The organism is Sorangium sp. So ce726 (genome assembly GCF_051521405.1).
In the GTDB taxonomy this organism is placed as follows: domain Bacteria; phylum Myxococcota_A; class Polyangia; order Polyangiales; family Polyangiaceae; genus Sorangium.
Genome location: NZ_CP150349.1, coordinates 1665593 through 1680626, shown reverse-complemented (window position 1 = coordinate 1680626; position 15034 = coordinate 1665593). Strand labels below are relative to the sequence as shown.

Here is a 15034-nt window from a genome sequence, read left to right as displayed (position 1 = left end):
ACGCGGGACTAGCAGCCAAAGACCCCGGCGCCCCGCTCGATCTCACCGAACGGATCCATGAGCGCGCGCAGGATCAGGCGCGCAGGCGCGCTCTCGATGCTCCCCGCCGCGCGCCAGGTCGCATACCGGAGCTCGCCCAACAGGACCCCCGCGAGCGGCGTGTAGACCAGATCGAGCGCCGAGGGCCGGACGCCGTTGGCCTCATAGCCGTACTCCCAGAGGTGGGTGCCGGCGATGGCGAACGCGACCGCGGCCGGGGCGCCGAAGCGGCATATCCGCGCCCTGAGGTACATCTCGCTCCCGAGCAGGCCGTGGCCAACCACGTTGATCGGCCACGGGTCGTGATCCCACCGGAAGGCGGGCTGAGCGGCGTCGAAGAGCGGCGGCTTCGTGAGCGCCTCGCCATAGTGGTATCCCCATCGCTCCGCGCGAAAGTCGGCGAAGGGCTCGGGCCACAGCACCGCCTCCACGCTGCGGGTCACCGTGAGCACGGCCAGGGTGTGGATGATCGGCGGCGCCCAGGCGGGCTCCACGGCCTCGACCGCAGCGGCGCGCGGCCACGCCTGGGGCTCCTCCGTGGCAGGCGCGCGCTCCGGTAAGGAGGCCGGGAGGCTCGGCGGGAAGGCCGGCTCAGCCGGAGGAACCGCCGTGGTCCGGCCGGCGCACGCGGAGACGAGGACGGCAAGCGAAGCGGCAGCGCACAGGCGGATCGGGGCCATCGGAGGAGCGGCCGCGGCGCGCGGTGGGTGCGGCGACCAGACCCAAGTCTAGGGCGACAAGCCGTTTGAAGCCGCATTCAAACAGCAAGAAGTTGAACCGCCAAGTCGCCAAGAACGCCAAGAAGACTCTAAAATCTTGGCGACTTGGCGGCTCATTTCCATGTCTTCTTGGCGTCCTTGGCGACTTGGCGGTTCATTTCTCTGGTTTCCAGGCTGGTTGCTCTGGTGCGACCGCGAGCCTGACAGCACCCCGCCTCGCCGCGGGCTCGCGTAGGCTCCCGCGCCATGGCCGACATCCTGCTCATCACGGGCGGCAGCCGCGGGATCGGCGCCGCCACCGCGCTGCTCGCCGCGAGCCGAGGCTACGCGGTCGCCGTGAGCTACCTGCGCGACGAGGGCGCCGCGGCGAGGGTCGTCGACGAGATCCGCGCGCACGGCGGCGTCGCCCTCGCGATCGCGGCCGACGTGAGCCGCGAAGAGGACGTCGTGCGCCTGTTCCAGACCGTCGACCGCGGCCTCGGCCCGATCGCGGCGCTCGTCAACAACGCGGGCGTGCTCGACCGGCAGGCGCGCCTCGAGGACATGACCGCGGCGCGCGTGGAGCGCATCCTCTCGACCAACGTCGTCGGCAGCTTCCTGTGCGCGCGCGAGGCGGTCCGGCGCATGTCGACGCTCCGCGGCGGCAAGGGAGGCGCCATCGTGAACGTCTCCTCGCGGGCGTCGCAGCTCGGCTCCCCGGGCGAGTACATCGACTACGCCGCCTCGAAGGCCGCCGTCGACGCGCTCACGATCGGCCTCGCGAAGGAGGTCGCCGCCGAGGGCATCCGGGTGAACGCCGTGAGGCCCGGCATCATCGACACCGGCATCCACGCGAGCGGCGGCGATCCAGGGCGGGTCGAGCGGCTCCAGGCCAGCCTGCCGCTGGGCCGCGCCGGCAGCCCCGAGGAGGTCGCGCGCGCCATCCTGTGGCTCGCCTCGAGCGAATCCTCCTACTGCACGGGCTCGCTGCTGGACGTCGCGGGCGGTCGCTGAGCCCGCCGCGCCGCCGGCGCTTCATGTCGCCTCGCCCGCGCCGATCGCCCCCACCACGACGGCCGCCAGCGTCCGCGCCGCCTCCCGGAGCGCGCCCTCCGAGTGCGCGCCGAACCCCAGGATGAGCCCGGGCGCGCGCGGCGCGCGGGCCGAAGCGCGCGCCGCCGTGCTGCGCGAGAGCGGCTGCGCGTCCACGCCCCGCGCCGCGAGCGCCTGGACGATGGCGACGTCGTCCGCGCCCGCGGGCAGGTCGAGCGTCAGCACCGAGCCCCCCGCGGGCGCGCGCGCCCGGACGGCGCTCGGCAAGAGCAGCCCGAGCTCCGCGAGCAAGAGGTCGCGCCGGCGCCGCGTCGCCTGCTTCAACTTCCGGAGGTGGCGCGCGAAGTGGCCCTCGTCGATGAAGTCGGCGAGCGCGGCCTGCAGCAGGTAGGGCGGCGAGCGCGTCGACGCCGCGCGCACCATGGCCACGGCGCGCACCAGCGCGGGCGGCACGATCATGAAGCCGAGCCGCAGGCCCGGGAACAGCGAGCGGCTGAAGGTCCCCACGTGGATCACCCGATCCTTCACGCCCTCGCGGTCGAGGCTGAGGAGCGAGGGCAGCGGGGTGCCGTCGAACCGCAGCTCGCCCTCGTAGTCGATCTCGACGACGACGGCGCCCGCCCTGGCGGCCCAGGACAGGAGCTCGATGCGCCGCGGCAGCGTGAGCCGCGCCCCCGAGGGGAACGCGTAGGCCGGCGACACGAAGGCGACCCGCGCGCGCGGGGCCCGGCGCGCGCCTGCGTGCACCCGGAGCCCGTCCTCGTCGACCGGGATCGGGATCAGCCGCGCGCCCGCCATGCGCACCGCCGCGCGGAGGGCCAGCGGCCCCGGGTCCTCCACCCAGGCGGCGTCGCCCGGGTCGAGCAGCGCGCGGCAGCACAGGTCCACCGCGGCCTGGGATCCCTCCGTGATGAACACCTGATCGACCGTCGCGCGCACGCCGCGGGCCACCGCGATGTGGTGGAGCACGGCGCGCCGGAGCAGCGGCGCGCCCCGCGGATCGTGGTCGAGCGCGTCGGCCGCCGACATCGAGCGGACGCGGCGCGCCAGGCACCGCTCGAGGATGCGCCACGGAAGCAGCTCGAGATCCGGCAGGCCGACCCCGAACGGGCGCGACCGCGCGCGGCCGCCGAGGAGCGCGTCGAGCTTGTCGGGGGGCACCACCGCCGAGAGCCGCCGCGCGCTCTTCGACGTGCGCGGCGCGGCCGCCGCTGGCTGGGCGCGGGCGGCGCCCTGCCAGCCCGCGCGCGCCGGCACGTGGGCGACGACCGGCGCCCGCCGAGGGCGCACCACGATGGTGCCGTCCGCGGCCAGCGCCTCGTACGCCGCCGCGGCGGTGTTGCGCGACACGCCGAGCTCCCGCGCGAGCTCGCGGGACGACGGGAGCAGGTGATCGGGCTGGAGGACGCCCTCCAGCACGGCGCGGCGCAGCTGCTCGACCAGCTGGGCGGCCAGCGTCGCCGGCGCGCCGCGCTGCAGGTGGAGGAAGGCGTGGGCGGCGGGAGAGGTGGAGCGCGCTGGCACCATTGAAGTCTGCTTCGCTGGCCCTTTCCAGGGTGCCAGATCCGGGGCACCGTGTCGACGAGGAGCCAGCCATGCCCACCGCCGATGACCTCACGCCGCTTCCGACCGCCCCCGAGCGGCCCGCCGCTCCCCCACGGCGGCCGCTCGAAGGCGACAAGACGGGCGAGCTCTCATCGCGCATCGCGCGCCGCGCGGCCGAGGCGCACGCCGGCCAGCCGCTCGATCGGCTCCTCGCCGAGGACCTCCCGGGCAACGAGCTGACCACGCTCCTGCTCCATTGCCTGCGCCGGCGCGCGCTGCGGCGGAGCTTCGCCGACGTCCTCGACCACGCGGAGCGCGCGCCCATGACGCACGCCTCGACGGCGGACGCCCGGCGGCTGCACGCCCTCGACGCGGCGGCGTACGCGGCGGCGGCGGGCTTCGAGGCGGTGGATCTCGCCCCGATCGGGCCGCTCGGCGCCACGGCGTGCGCGGGCGTCGAGCCGAACAACGTGCTCGCGACGGTCCGCTTCGCCGAGGTCGCCGCGGATCCCACGACGGGGCTCGCGCTGCACGCCGCGCGGCGCCGGCGCGGGACCCGGGGCGGCGAGCCGCTGCGGTTCTGCGCGAGCCAGCGCGTCCTGCGCATGCAGCCCACGACCCAGCCGGGCTTCACGCCGCACTTCCGCCTGTTCGCCCTCGTGACGGCGGCCCGCTCGCCGGGCCGCGGCGAGGACGACGCGTGCGAGCGGCGCGCCCTGCTCGAGCACCTCGTCGTCTGGGCCGACCTGGTCCGCGCGCTGCCTCACGCGGGCTTCCGCGCCGCGGGGCTGCGCGTCGTGCTCTCCGACACGTCGCTGGTCCGCGCGAGCCTCGGCGCGCGCGGCGTCGACGCGGACGCGATGGCGCGGCGGGCGAAGGCGCACGAGCCCGGGTCGTCCGAGGCGGCCCTGCGCGAGGCCGCCGTCGATCTGCCGCGGCGCGCGGCGGATCTTGTGGGGGCCGCGCGGTCCCTCGGCCTCGGCCCCGAGCTCCTCGCGCGCGCCGAGCGCTGGGTCGCCGAGGTGGGCGAGCCGCTCGCGCGCGCGCGGCCGGAGGTCGAGATCGCCTACGATCTCGCGCGGCTGCAGGGGCTCGGCTACTACGCCGGGCCGTTCATCCAGCTCGTCGTCCGCCGGGACGACGGCCTCGAGCTCCCGCTCGGGGACGGCGGCGCCTTGCCGTGGCTCGGCGCGCTGCTCTCGAACCGCCGCGAGCGGATGGTCGCGACCGGCATCGGGAGCGAGATCCTCGTGAAGCTCTTCGATCGATCGGAGGCTCGGGCCGGCGAGGCTCGACCGGAGGGAGCGACCCCATGATCCTCGAGATGCCCGCGTTCACCCTGCGTCCCTGGGCGGCGATCGACGTCGACGCGCTCGTGAAGAACGCGAACGACCGCCGCGTCTGGGCGAACCTCCGCGATCGCTTTCCGCACCCGTACACGCGCGAGGACGCCGAGGGCTGGATCGCGCACTGCGCGGCGAACACGCAGCCCGGAGAGGCCCTGGCGATCGTGGTCGCCGGCGAGGCGGCCGGCGGCATCGGCCTCGAGCGCCTCGACGACGTGCACCGGCACACCGCGGAGCTCGGCTACTGGCTCGGCGCGGACTACTGGGGTCGCGGGCTGGCGACCGAGGCGGTGATCGCGCTGACGCGGTACGGCTTCGAGCAGCTGGGCCTCGAGCGCATCCAGGCGGGCGTCTTCGACTGGAACGGGGCGTCCGCCCGCGTGCTCGAGAAGGCGGGTTACGCGTTCGAGGCGCGGATGCGCCGCCACGTCGTGAAGGACGGGCGGCTCGGCGACGTGCTGCTCTACGCGCGCGTCCGGGAGGACGCGCTGGCCGGCGGGCAGCCGTGAAGCGCCGGGCGGCGCCAGGCGGCACGGGCGCCGCCGCGCGCCGCGTTGCTCGACGCCTCACCCGCGCGGGCGGCCGTCGCCTCGCGCCGAGGGCGCGGGCGCCTCTGCCGCCGCGGGCGCCTCGTGTCCCGCCGCCTCGGCGATCGGGAGCGTGAAGTAGAACCGGGCGCCCTGCCCGACCTCGCTCTCCACCCAGATGCGGCCGCCGTGCGCGTCGACGATCCCCTTGGCGATGTAGAGCCCGAGGCCAGTGCCCTTCTTCCCGGGCGTCTCGTCCTTCCAGAACCGTTCGAAGATGCTCGTGAGGTTCTGGGGGGGGATCCCTGGCCCCGAGTCGAGGACGGCGAAGCGGGCCATCGCCCCGTCCCGATCCACCGAGAGGGTCACCTGGCCGCTCTGGGGCGTGAATTTCAGCGCGTTCCCGAGGAGGTTCGACAGCACCTGGAGCACGCGCTCCCATTCCGCGCGGATCACGAGCCCGGGCTCCTTCAGGGATTGCTCGAACCGGACCTGCTTCGACTCGGAGAGCGGCCCGAACATCTCCATGGTCTCGTGCAGGAGGTCCTCCACCGCGCACGGCTTCGGCGTCACCGAGAACTTGGAGGCCTGCATCGTCGTCACGTCGAGCATCATCCTGATGAGGTGCTCCATCCGCAGGGAGACGTGCTCGATCGACTCCGCTTGCTGCCGTATTCGCTCGGAGTCGGCGCCCCTCCGCAGCCACGCGGCCTTCAGCGCGATGGCGCCGAGCGGGTTGCGCAGATCGTGGGCCACGATGCCCATGAGCTCGTCGCGGGCCGCCAGCGCCAGGCGCGCGGCGTCGCGCGCCTCCCGCGCCTTGTGGTACGGGCCGCCGAGGAGCTTCGTGAAGTACCAGGCGATCCCCAGGCCGGCCAGCACCAGCAAGCCCAGCAGGCCATCGAGCCACACCTCCAGCCGGGCTCGCTCCGCCTTCGCGTCATCGTAGAGCTGCTTGAGGACGTCTTGCTTGTGCTCGACGAGGCGGGCGAGGGCGCCCTCGAGATCGCGGTGACGCGGCCTCAGCTCCTCATCGAACCGACGCACGAGGTCGCTCGCGTCCGCGGTCCGCTGCCGCGCGGCGAGCAGCTCATCCTGGATCCGGACCAGGTGCCTGGCCGCCTGCTCGACCTCGGCCACCCGCTCGCGACCGGCCGGGCTGAGCGCGTGGTCGTGAAGCGCGCTGACGTGCTCGTCGAAGCGCGCCCTGGCGCTCTTCGCCTGCTCGAGGAGCTCGCGATCGCCGGAGATGAGGTAGCCCCTGCCGTCCGACACGATGAGCTCGCTGCTCCATCGCAGCTGCTCCACGAGCGTGATCTCGTGCTCTTTGGCGCGTAGCCGATCGATCTGAGCGTCGGCCACGGACGAGAAGCGCCGCACCGAGAACGCCATGCCGAGCGCCAGGAGCAGGGTGAGGATGGCGTAACCCATCCTCGCCGTGGCCTCGAAGCGCGTCCGCGTCGGCATGACCGAAGTTCCGTCCTCTCGACGGGCGTCGGCGGATCCGTGGGGCTGAGCCACTCCGCGAAGGCTAGGCCGTGTTGCGCGAAGAGCAAGGCGCCCCGGCACGGCGAGGCGCGCTCCGGCGGCGAGCGGGAGCGTGGCAGGACAACGCACGACGAGCGGGGCGGCTCGACCTGTCGAGGGGGCGAGGGGCGCTTCGGGGCCGCCAACGGATGACAAGCAAGCGTTCCTCGGTGTAAAGAGTGTGCGTCATGACGGATCGAGCGGCGAACCGGGTTCGCGAGCGGCGCGAGGCGCGCGGGTTGTCCCAGGTGGCGCTCGCCGAGCGAGCCCGCCTGACGAGGCAGAGCGTGGGCGCCATCGAGGCGGGCCGCGCGACCCCGGCGGTCGACGTCGCGCTGCGCCTCGCGAGCGCCCTCGACTGCTCGGTCGAGGACCTCTTCGGGGAGCCGAGCGCCGTGGCGGACCTCGCGACCGAGACCGACGCTCCGGCGGCGCTGGGCCGCGCTGCAGTCGCGCGCATCGCGGACCGCTGGGTCTCCTACCCCCTCGAGCAGGACGCGGTGCGGATGGCCGCGGACGGCATCGTGACCGGCGAGCGGCGCGGGAGGGCTGTCGTCGAGCCCCTCCGGGCGCTCGCCGAGGTCGAGGAGAACGTCGTCATGATGGGCTGCGCGACCGGCCTCGGGCTGCTCGCCGACCGGCTCAACACGAGGCCGGGGCCGGGGCGGTTCCTCTGGTTCCCCCGCTCGAGCACCGCGGCGCTCCAGGCGCTGGCCCGGCAGCGGACCCACGTCGCGGGCGTCCACCTCGTCGACGCGCGCACCGGCGAGGCGAACGTCGCCGACGTCCGCCGGCTCGGGCACGCCGAGCCGATCGTCCTCATCACGCTGGCGCGCTGGGAGGCGGGCCTCATCGTTCGCCGCGAGGACGCGGGCCGCGTCCGCGGCGCCGCCGATCTCGGCCTCCCGGGCCTGCGCCTCGCCGGCCGTGAGGCGGGCGCCGGCGCCCAGCGGCTCCTCGAGCGCGAGGTCCGCGGCCACGGGCTGCCGCTCGAGCTCGCGCGCAAGCCGCACCTGCGGGTCGCCGGCCACCTCGACGTCGCGCGCGCCGTGGCGATGGGCGCTGCGGACACCGGCGTCGCGACGCGCGACGCGGCGATGGCGTTCGGGCTCGGCTTCGTGCCCCTGGCCGAGGAGCGCTACGACCTCGCGGTCCCGCGCGAGGGGCTCGACGACAGCAGGGTCCAGCGCCTGCTCGACGTCCTCGTCTCAGGAGAGTTCCGCCGCGAGCTCTCGGCGCTCGCCTACGACGCTCGACAGGCGGGCGAGCGGGTCGCCGAGGTGCGAGCGGCATGACGGCGCGAACCGAGCCACGGAACGACGGAACACAGGAGTTTCCCCGATGAATTGCCCCCGACGACAGGTGTTGCGAGCCCTCCCTCTCCTGCTGATCCTCGCGGCGTGCCTCGCCGTCCTCGGCGGCTGCGAGCGCTCGGAGCCGGCGTCCGCCAAGAGAGAGGACAAGCTCGTCGTCTTCGCCGCCGCCTCGCTCCGGGACGTGTACACCGCGCTCGGAGAGGACTTCAAGCGCTCCTATGCGGGCGTCGAGATCACGTTCAACTTCGCCGGCACGCAGGAGCTCCGCACGCAGCTCGAGCACGGCGCCGCGGCCGACGTGTTCGCCTCGGCGGATCAGCGCCACATGGACGAGCTCGTGAAAGCCCAGCGCGCCGCGGGCCCCGTCGTCTTCGCGCGCAACGAGCCCGTCCTCGTCGTCGCGAGCGAGAGCGCCGCGACCGTCCGGGGGCTGGCCGACCTCCCCGCCGCGACCCGCATCGTCATCGGCACCCCCGAGGTCCCGATCGGCCGTTATACGCTGCAGATCCTCGATCGCGCGTCGGCCTCCCTGGGCGCGGATTTCCGCGCGCGCGTGGAGTCCAAGGTCGTCTCGCGCGAGCCCAACGTGCGGCAGGTGCTCGCCAAGGTGCGCCTCGGGGAAGCGCAGGCGGGCGTTGTCTACCGGACGGACGCGCAGGCGGCGCAGGACGGCGTGGTCGTCGTGGTGATCCCGCCCGAGGTCAACGTCATCGCCGAGTACCCGATCGCCGTCGTGTCCGGCGCCGCGCACCCCGAGCTCGCGCGCGCGTGGGTCGACCTCGTGACGTCGGAGGCCGGCCGGACGGCGCTGTGGCGCGCCGGGTTCCTGGTGCCTTCCGGGGGCGGCGCGCCTCGGTGAGCGGGCGCCTCCGCGCGGAGCGGGTCGCCCTGGCCGCGGTCGGCGCGGTCCTCGTGGCCTTCCTGGCCGTCCCGATCCTGGCCTTGTTCGCGACGGCCACGGCGGGGGACGTCGCGCAGGGGCTCCGCCACCCCCTCGTGTGGCCCGCGCTGCGCCTGAGCCTCCTGACGACCTCCGCGAGCCTCGTCGTCGTGGTCGTCCTGGGGACGCCGCTCGCCTGGACGCTGGCGCGCTCGCGCGGGCGGCTCTCGCGCGCGGTCGAGACGGTGGTGCAGCTGCCCATCGTCGTCCCGCCCGCTGTCGCCGGTGTCGCGATGCTGCTCGCGTTCGGCCGCCGCGGGCTCCTCGCCGGGTGGCTCTACCCCGCGGGGTGGTCCGTCTCGTTCACGACGACGGCGGTCGTCGTCGCCGAGGTGTTCGTCTCGGCGCCGTTCTTCGTGCAGGCGGCGACCAGCGCGTTTCGAAGGGTCGACGCGAGGCTCCTCGTGGTGGCGCGGACCTTCGGCGCGTCGCCGCTCCGGGTGTTCTTCCGCGTGGCGCTGCCGCTCTCGGCCCCTGGGCTCGCCGCGGGGGCCGCGATGAGCTGGGCCCGCTCCCTCGGCGAGTTCGGCGCGACGCTCATGTTCGCCGGGAACCTGGAGGGGCAGACGCAGACGCTGCCGCTGGCCATCTACACGGCGCTCGAGTCGGAGCTGCGCGCCGCGCAGGCGCTGTCGATGGTCCTGGTCGTCGTGGCGTTCACGCTGCTCCTGTTCGTGCGGGCCGTGCTGCGGCGCTCCACCGAGCGCCCCGAGGCGGCGCCGTGATGACGGCGGAGCGCCTCCGCGCCCGCGTCACCGCGCGCATCGGGCGCCTGCGCGTCGACGCCGAGCTCGACACCGGCGACGGGTCGCTCGTCCTGGTGGGGCCCAACGGCGCCGGGAAGACGACCTTGCTCTCGCTCCTCCTGGGCGTCTTGCCCGTGGAGCGAGGGCGCGTGGAGATCGGCGAGGCGGTGCTCCTCGACACGGCGGCCGGGATCGACGTGCCCGTCGAGCAGCGCGGGATCGGCTATGTGCCCCAGGACTACGCGCTGTTTCCGCACCTCAGCGTCCGTGAGAACGTCGAGTTCGCTGTGAGGAGCGATCCCTCACGGCGGGGGCGCGCGGCCGGCGCCGAGGTCGTCGACGCCATGCTCGACGACCTCGGCATCGCCGCGCACGCCCACCGGCGGACGCAGGCGCTCTCCGGCGGCGAGAAGCAGCGCGTGGCGCTCGCGCGCGCGCTCTCCGTGAGCCCGCGGGCGCTGCTCCTCGACGAGCCGCTCGCGGCGCTCGACGTCCACTCGCGCCGCGAGGTCCGGGCGTTCCTCTCGGACTACCTGCGGACGCTCGCCCTCCCCACCGTCGTCGTCACGCACGACCCGACGGACGCGCGGCTCCTGGGAGATCGCATCGCCGTCCTCGAGGCAGGGCACGTGACGCAGGCCGGCACCTGGGAGGAGCTCTCCGCCCGACCGGCGTCGCCCTTCGTGGAGGAGTTCGTCGCTGCGGCGCGCAGCACCGGCGATTCGCCGCCCTCCAGGCGCGCGGATTCAGCCTGAAAATTCAGCAAGGAGCAGCGAAACCCATCTGTCACGGCCGGATCCTCGGTCGCGAGGCCATCCGCCAGTCGCTCAGTCGCCACCCAGCGCGATCATATTGAAAATGAGAATCATTCGCGTTACTGTCTCGCTCGGGAGGTCGACTTGTCAAACCCGAAGGACTGTCGTCACGAAACCCTCGCGTACAACGGTGTCGCGCACGTCCAGCGGTGCTTGGACTGCGGGGGTATCTCGATTCACCTCGGCCCCGTCTCCGTCCGGCTCGACGATTCCAGCCTGGAGGCGTTGTGGGCCGTGCTCGGAGAGGCCGCCGCGGAGCTCCACGCAAGGAGGACGACGGAGGTGATGAACGTCGTGAGGCGAGGTGTTGCGTGAGGGCCCGTGCGCTCGCGCGCGCGTCCTCGGCGGCTCTTCCGCTGGATGGGCCCTGGGGGACGTTCAGCGTGCGGGTCCGGGAGCTCGCGTGCGCGGCCATGGGGCGCTTTGGCCGGTGGGTCGCCGTGGCCGGGTGCGCGGCGATGTTCGGCTTCGTCGGCGCGTTCGTCGCCCTGAGCGCCGGCTGGATCGAGTGGCCTGGCTACCTGGTGGTGGTGTCCGGGTCGCTGCTCATGTACGCCGCCTGCCTCGCGGTCGGGCACGCCGGCGATCCGGTCGCGCTGCGGCGCCGGCAGGGCGCCTGTCGCGCGTCAGTCGTCGACGCCGGCAGCGCTGCAGTCCTTGCAGATCCCGAGCAGCTCGTGGACGTGGCCCGTCAAGCGGAAGCCGAATCTCTCCGCGACATCGCGCTGAAGAACCTCGATCGCCTCGAACTCGAACTCCACGACCTTGCCGCAGCGTGTGCAGATCAGATGGTCGTGATGTTCACGCTCGAACGCTCGCTCGTACCGCGCCCCGTCGCCCTTCGACACGAGCGTCATCTGGAGGAGCCCCGCTTCAACCAGGAGGGGTAGGACCCGGTAGACCGTGGCGGGGTGGGCATCGACGACGCCGCGCTCGCGGAGCTCCTTCAGCAGGTCATCGACCGAGAAGTGGCCTCGCCGAAGGAGCGCCGCGCGCGCGATGGCGTCGCGGACCGACGACCCCTTCAGGCCGCGCTGCCGCACCGTGCGCCGCAGCCGCTCCAGCGCCCGCTCGAGGCCGGCCTCGTCGAGCGCGGGCGGCTGGGTCACATGGCGCACGCGGGAAACTATACGAACCGTTCGCAAGATGGTCAACGCTCGCCCACCCCCTTCGGCGGCGCTTCGGTCAGGACGTCGCCGATAAGCCGCTTCCTTATCGCGTTTCCCGTTTCCCCGGCGGAGGAGACGGCTCCTCGACCATCCGGCGCAGGCGCTCGAGCGCGCGATCCCAGCCTGCGGAGATGCCGTCGAGGAACACGCGGGCTTCCTCGATCCGCCGCGGCTCGAGCGCGTAGAGGACCTCGCGCCCGCGCCGCTCGTGCGTCACGAGGCCCGCGCCCTCGAGCACCCGAAGGTGCTTCACGATCGCCTGTCGCGTCACCTTGGCTCCGTCGGAGAGCGCGGTCGCCGACAGCGCCCCTCCGGCCCCGAGCCTGGTCACCACCGACAGCCGCGTCCCTTCGCCGAGGGCGAAGAAGACGTCAGCGACCGCCGGTTCACACGCTTTCGACATACTTCGCGATGTTCTCGGCCTGAGCGGCCCATCCCCCCTCGTTCATGCGGAACGCGCGCTCGCGTCGATGCGCTGGCACACGGTCGAACCCGGACTCCACGATGGTGAGCAAGGTGCCTTCAGCGACCCCCTCGAGGCGGAACTCGACGAGCGTCGTCGGCTCGTTGTCCGGGTCGGCCTCGGCGTCGATGCCATACGGGATCCAGCGAAAGCTGAAGTACCGCTCCGGCTCGATGCGCTCCACCGTGCAGAACACCGCGCCCTTCTCGGGGAGCTTCACCTTCGAAGGCCGGAGACCGCGGCTCTTCTGGTAGTCGATGATGGCGGCTTCGTTGAGCTCCTCGCCGAAGATGCCGGTGAGCGTCTTGCCCGCGACGAACTCGCCCTCGAGCTCGATACCGAACCAGCGCCCGAACTCCCGGGCGTCGGCGATCGCCCGCCACACGCGTGACACGGGCGCGCGCAGCGTGACCCGCTTCTCGATCCTGTCCGTCGATGCCATGTGCAACCTCCTGGATGCACAATACTTTGCCGCGCGACGATGTGCAACCATTTGATTGCACATCGTCCGCACAGCGCGACCGTGGCGTTCGGCGCCAGCGAAGCAGGCGAGCTCCAGCTTCGCGTCCGATGACGCGCTTCAGGGGGTCTTCCACCTCGAGGGTCTGGACGTGTTCGACCTTCGCTTGACTTCCGGATGGCGATCCACAACCATATGGTTGTGGATTCGTTGAGCACGACCCTGGCCGCCCTGAGCGACGCCACCCGGCGCGCGATCCTCGTGCGGCTCAAGACGGGGCCTGCGTCGGTGCACGAGCTGGCGCAGCCGTTTCAGATCTCGCAACAGGCCATCTCCAAGCACCTGGCGACCCTGGAACGAGCGGGTCTGATCGAGAAGCGGCGCGACGGGCGGGAGCACGTTTGCCAGCTCAATCCCGCGCCGATGCGAGAGGTGGCGACCTGGGTCGAGCAGTACCAGCAGCACTGGGAGGAGGCGTTCGGCCGACTGGACGACCTCCTGCACGAGCTGCATCCGCCAAAGAAAGGGTGATCACGTCATAATGCAATCTCCTCAACCCCCTCATGAGCCCACGGTCCTCATCGAGCGCACGTTCGATTTTCCGAGAGACGTGGTGTTCGATGCGTGGACGAACCCCGACCTGCTCGCGCGCTGGTTCGCCCCGCGGGGGTGCACCATCCGCTTCACGCGGATCGACGTCCGGCCGGGAGGAGGCTTCCACTCGTGCATCCACAACCCGCAGTTCGGCGATTGCTGGACCGTCGGTGTCTATCGCGAGGTCGTGCGGCCGCAGCGGCTCGCGTTCACGATGCGCATCGCTGACGCGAACGGGAATCCCGTCTCCTCCGTGAGCCAGGGGCACGATCGGGACTGGCCGGAGGAGACGCTCGTGTCGATCACCTTCATCGAGCGAAACGGGCGGACGCTCGTGAGGCTCGAGCAGAACGTGAGCGAGGCGCTCGCTCGCCGGACCGGCGCTCACCCGAGCTGGCTCCAGATGCTGGACGCGCTCGGCGAAGAGCTGGCGAGGGGCGCGAAGAGACCCGGCAAGAACATCGATCAGGTTGATTTTGCGCTAATTTCGGGCGCTCCGATGGAAGGCTCGGCGGTCTCGCCGGACCATGATCGCTAGCAGACACGAACCGCTTGCAGACACGCGAGGCAAAAAGGCCACCATGACGACGCCGATCCTCTACGCCCACCCCTTCTCGTCCTACTCCCAGAAGGCCTTCATCGCCTTCTACGAAAAGAACATCCCTTTCGAGCTGCGCCTGCTGGAGCCTTCCAACCCGCAGGCTGGCGCGGAGCTGGCGGCGATCTGGCCGCTCGGCAAGTTCCCCGTGCTCAGGGTCGGAGACCTCACCCTGTGGGAGGCGAGCATCGTGGTCGAGTGGCTCGACCAGGCTCATCCGGATCCTGCCCGCCTGATCCCGCCCGATCCGGCCGCCGCGCTCCAGGTGCGGAAGTTCGACCGCATTTTCGACAACTACGTCATGAATACGATGCAGGTGATCGTGAACAACCGCATCCGCGAGATGCAGTCCAACCCGCGCGATGAGTACGGGGAGGTTCAGGCCCGCGCCGTCCTCGACAAAGTCTACGCCTGGCTCGACGGCGAGCTCGCCGGCCGCACCTGGGCGACAGGCGAGTCCTTCACCCTCGCCGACTGCGCCGCCGCCCCGTCGCTGTTCTACGCCGACTGGGTCCACCCCTTCGACGGCCACCCGAACCTGCGCGCCTACTACCGCCGCCTGCGCGAGCGCCCGTCCGTCGCACGCGCTGTGGAGGGCGGCCGCCCCTACCGCCACTACTTCCCGGGCGGCGCGCCGACCGATCGCGACTAGCTCCAGAGGGCTGCCGCAATGCGCTAATGCCGATCAGTCCGCGGCAGGGTCGTTGAGGTTCTCCACGACCCGTCGCAGCGTCGCCATCAGCGCGGCGCGCTCCCGCTCGTTCACGCCCGACATCGCGCGCTCGACCACCCGCTGCATCGCGCCCTTCACCACGGGCAGGCGGGCCTTGGCCTTGGCCGTGAGCGACACCCGACGCGCACGGCCATCGGCCGGGTCGGGCGTGCGCACGATCAGCCCGTCCCGCTCCATCCGGCCGAGGAGCGCCGCCATCGTCGGCTGCTCGACGTGGGCGCGCTCGAGGAGATCCCTTTGCAGGAGAGGGCCGTTCTCCTCGAGGGCGATGATCACCGGGAGGTAGGCCATCCCGAACCCGAGCGGGCGGAGCTGCTCCTCGAAGTGGCGCATGATCAACCGCGAGGCGTGGTTGACCCAGAAGGTGGGCACGGTCTCGGGCGCCCATGCGGGGCCTCCCTTGATTTTCATAGCATACGATATACATGGGAGGTGTTCCGAAGACAACAGCAACCCGAACCCCGG

At 72.5% G+C, this 15034-nt stretch carries 17 protein-coding genes; 10 read left to right on the top strand and 7 right to left on the bottom strand.

Annotated features, from left to right (window positions below; translation table 11 throughout):
- Positions 1–8: 8 nt before the first annotated feature.
- Positions 9–719, bottom strand: coding sequence for a DUF3943 domain-containing protein (locus tag WME79_RS06315; RefSeq protein WP_437533264.1), 711 nt, complete (start codon positions 717–719; stop codon positions 9–11).
- A 285-nt stretch (positions 720–1004) separates the two neighbouring features.
- Here WME79_RS06315 and WME79_RS06310 point away from each other — a divergent pair, with 285 nt between their 5' ends.
- Positions 1005–1751, top strand: coding sequence for an SDR family oxidoreductase (locus tag WME79_RS06310; RefSeq protein ID WP_437533261.1), 747 nt, complete (start codon positions 1005–1007; stop codon positions 1749–1751).
- Between the two features lie 21 nt (positions 1752–1772).
- On the opposite strand, the gene WME79_RS06305 is transcribed toward WME79_RS06310, so the two are convergent.
- Complete coding sequence (locus WME79_RS06305; protein ID WP_437533258.1) at positions 1773–3317, bottom strand: PLP-dependent aminotransferase family protein; 1545 nt, start codon at positions 3315–3317, stop codon at positions 1773–1775.
- A 68-nt stretch (positions 3318–3385) separates the two neighbouring features.
- Between WME79_RS06305 and WME79_RS06300 the strand changes: the two genes are divergently transcribed.
- Both WME79_RS06300 and WME79_RS06295 read left to right on the top strand, forming a co-directional pair.
- Complete coding sequence (locus WME79_RS06300) at positions 3386–4651, top strand: hypothetical protein (RefSeq protein WP_437533255.1); 1266 nt, start codon at positions 3386–3388, stop codon at positions 4649–4651.
- The gene (locus tag WME79_RS06295; protein WP_437533253.1) at positions 4648–5190 is read left to right on the top strand and encodes a GNAT family N-acetyltransferase; all 543 of its coding nucleotides are present in this window, start codon (positions 4648–4650) and stop codon (positions 5188–5190) included. Before WME79_RS06300 ends, WME79_RS06295 begins: the two co-directional genes overlap by 4 nt.
- A 57-nt stretch (positions 5191–5247) precedes the next feature.
- Here the strand turns inward: WME79_RS06295 and WME79_RS06290 are convergent, their stop codons facing one another.
- The gene (locus WME79_RS06290) at positions 5248–6675 is read right to left on the bottom strand and encodes an ATP-binding protein (protein WP_437533250.1); all 1428 of its coding nucleotides are present in this window, start codon (positions 6673–6675) and stop codon (positions 5248–5250) included.
- Positions 6676–6923: 248 nt separating this feature from the next.
- On the opposite strand from WME79_RS06290, the gene WME79_RS06285 reads away from it, so the two are divergent.
- From WME79_RS06285 to WME79_RS06270, 4 genes are all read left to right on the top strand, one after another.
- Entirely contained in the window at positions 6924–8030 is a 1107-nt protein-coding gene (locus WME79_RS06285; protein WP_437533247.1) for a substrate-binding domain-containing protein, read from the top strand.
- Between the two features lie 67 nt (positions 8031–8097).
- Positions 8098–8910 (top strand): molybdate ABC transporter substrate-binding protein, encoded by an 813-nt coding sequence (modA, locus tag WME79_RS06280; RefSeq protein ID WP_437539778.1) that lies wholly within the window; start codon positions 8098–8100, stop codon positions 8908–8910.
- A complete protein-coding gene (locus WME79_RS06275; RefSeq protein WP_437533245.1) occupies positions 8907–9716 on the top strand; it encodes an ABC transporter permease in 810 nt (269 codons plus the stop codon). Before modA ends, WME79_RS06275 begins: the two co-directional genes overlap by 4 nt.
- Positions 9716–10492, top strand: a complete 777-nt coding sequence (locus tag WME79_RS06270; protein WP_437533243.1) for an ABC transporter ATP-binding protein — start codon at positions 9716–9718, stop codon at positions 10490–10492. The genes WME79_RS06275 and WME79_RS06270 overlap by 1 nt, the downstream gene beginning before the upstream one ends.
- A 686-nt stretch (positions 10493–11178) precedes the next feature.
- Here WME79_RS06270 and WME79_RS06265 read toward each other — a convergent pair.
- The 3 genes from WME79_RS06265 to WME79_RS06255 form a co-directional block, all read right to left on the bottom strand.
- Positions 11179–11670: a Fur family transcriptional regulator gene (locus tag WME79_RS06265; RefSeq protein ID WP_437533240.1), complete on the bottom strand. Its 492-nt coding sequence runs from the start codon at positions 11668–11670 to the stop codon at positions 11179–11181.
- Between the two features lie 94 nt (positions 11671–11764).
- Entirely contained in the window at positions 11765–12124 is a 360-nt protein-coding gene (locus tag WME79_RS06260; RefSeq protein ID WP_437533237.1) for an ArsR/SmtB family transcription factor, read from the bottom strand.
- Positions 12108–12626: an SRPBCC family protein gene (locus tag WME79_RS06255; protein ID WP_437533234.1), complete on the bottom strand. Its 519-nt coding sequence runs from the start codon at positions 12624–12626 to the stop codon at positions 12108–12110. Before WME79_RS06255 ends, WME79_RS06260 begins: the two co-directional genes overlap by 17 nt.
- Positions 12627–12845: 219 nt before the next feature.
- Here WME79_RS06255 and WME79_RS06250 point away from each other — a divergent pair, with 219 nt between their 5' ends.
- From WME79_RS06250 to WME79_RS06240, 3 genes are read left to right on the top strand one after another with little or no spacing between them, the layout of a single operon-like run.
- Positions 12846–13175 carry an ArsR/SmtB family transcription factor gene (locus WME79_RS06250; RefSeq protein ID WP_437539776.1) on the top strand — a complete coding sequence of 110 codons (330 nt, stop codon included), beginning with the start codon at positions 12846–12848 and terminating at the stop codon, positions 13173–13175.
- Between the two features lie 10 nt (positions 13176–13185).
- A complete protein-coding gene (locus tag WME79_RS06245; RefSeq protein ID WP_437533231.1) occupies positions 13186–13776 on the top strand; it encodes an SRPBCC family protein in 591 nt (196 codons plus the stop codon).
- Positions 13777–13819: 43 nt separating this feature from the next.
- Positions 13820–14488, top strand: a complete 669-nt coding sequence (locus WME79_RS06240; RefSeq protein WP_437533229.1) for a glutathione S-transferase family protein — start codon at positions 13820–13822, stop codon at positions 14486–14488.
- A 33-nt stretch (positions 14489–14521) separates the two neighbouring features.
- On the opposite strand, the gene WME79_RS06235 is transcribed toward WME79_RS06240, so the two are convergent.
- Positions 14522–14980, bottom strand: coding sequence for a MarR family winged helix-turn-helix transcriptional regulator (locus WME79_RS06235; protein WP_437533226.1), 459 nt, complete (start codon positions 14978–14980; stop codon positions 14522–14524).
- Positions 14981–15034 lie beyond the last annotated feature (54 nt).

Coding starts and splice junctions, on each gene's coding strand:
- WME79_RS06315 (WP_437533264.1), bottom strand. CDS start 719: ATGGCCCCGATCCGCCTGTGCGCTGCCGCTTCGCTTGCCGTCCTCGTC.
- WME79_RS06310 (WP_437533261.1), top strand. CDS start 1,005: ATGGCCGACATCCTGCTCATCACGGGCGGCAGCCGCGGGATCGGCGCC.
- WME79_RS06305 (WP_437533258.1), bottom strand. CDS start 3,317: ATGGTGCCAGCGCGCTCCACCTCTCCCGCCGCCCACGCCTTCCTCCAC.
- WME79_RS06300 (WP_437533255.1), top strand. CDS start 3,386: ATGCCCACCGCCGATGACCTCACGCCGCTTCCGACCGCCCCCGAGCGG.
- WME79_RS06295 (WP_437533253.1), top strand. CDS start 4,648: ATGATCCTCGAGATGCCCGCGTTCACCCTGCGTCCCTGGGCGGCGATC.
- WME79_RS06290 (WP_437533250.1), bottom strand. CDS start 6,675: ATGCCGACGCGGACGCGCTTCGAGGCCACGGCGAGGATGGGTTACGCC.
- WME79_RS06285 (WP_437533247.1), top strand. CDS start 6,924: ATGACGGATCGAGCGGCGAACCGGGTTCGCGAGCGGCGCGAGGCGCGC.
- WME79_RS06270 (WP_437533243.1), top strand. CDS start 9,716: ATGACGGCGGAGCGCCTCCGCGCCCGCGTCACCGCGCGCATCGGGCGC.
- WME79_RS06260 (WP_437533237.1), bottom strand. CDS start 12,124: ATGTCGAAAGCGTGTGAACCGGCGGTCGCTGACGTCTTCTTCGCCCTC.
- WME79_RS06255 (WP_437533234.1), bottom strand. CDS start 12,626: ATGGCATCGACGGACAGGATCGAGAAGCGGGTCACGCTGCGCGCGCCC.
- WME79_RS06245 (WP_437533231.1), top strand. CDS start 13,186: ATGCAATCTCCTCAACCCCCTCATGAGCCCACGGTCCTCATCGAGCGC.
- WME79_RS06240 (WP_437533229.1), top strand. CDS start 13,820: ATGACGACGCCGATCCTCTACGCCCACCCCTTCTCGTCCTACTCCCAG.
- WME79_RS06235 (WP_437533226.1), bottom strand. CDS start 14,980: ATGAAAATCAAGGGAGGCCCCGCATGGGCGCCCGAGACCGTGCCCACC.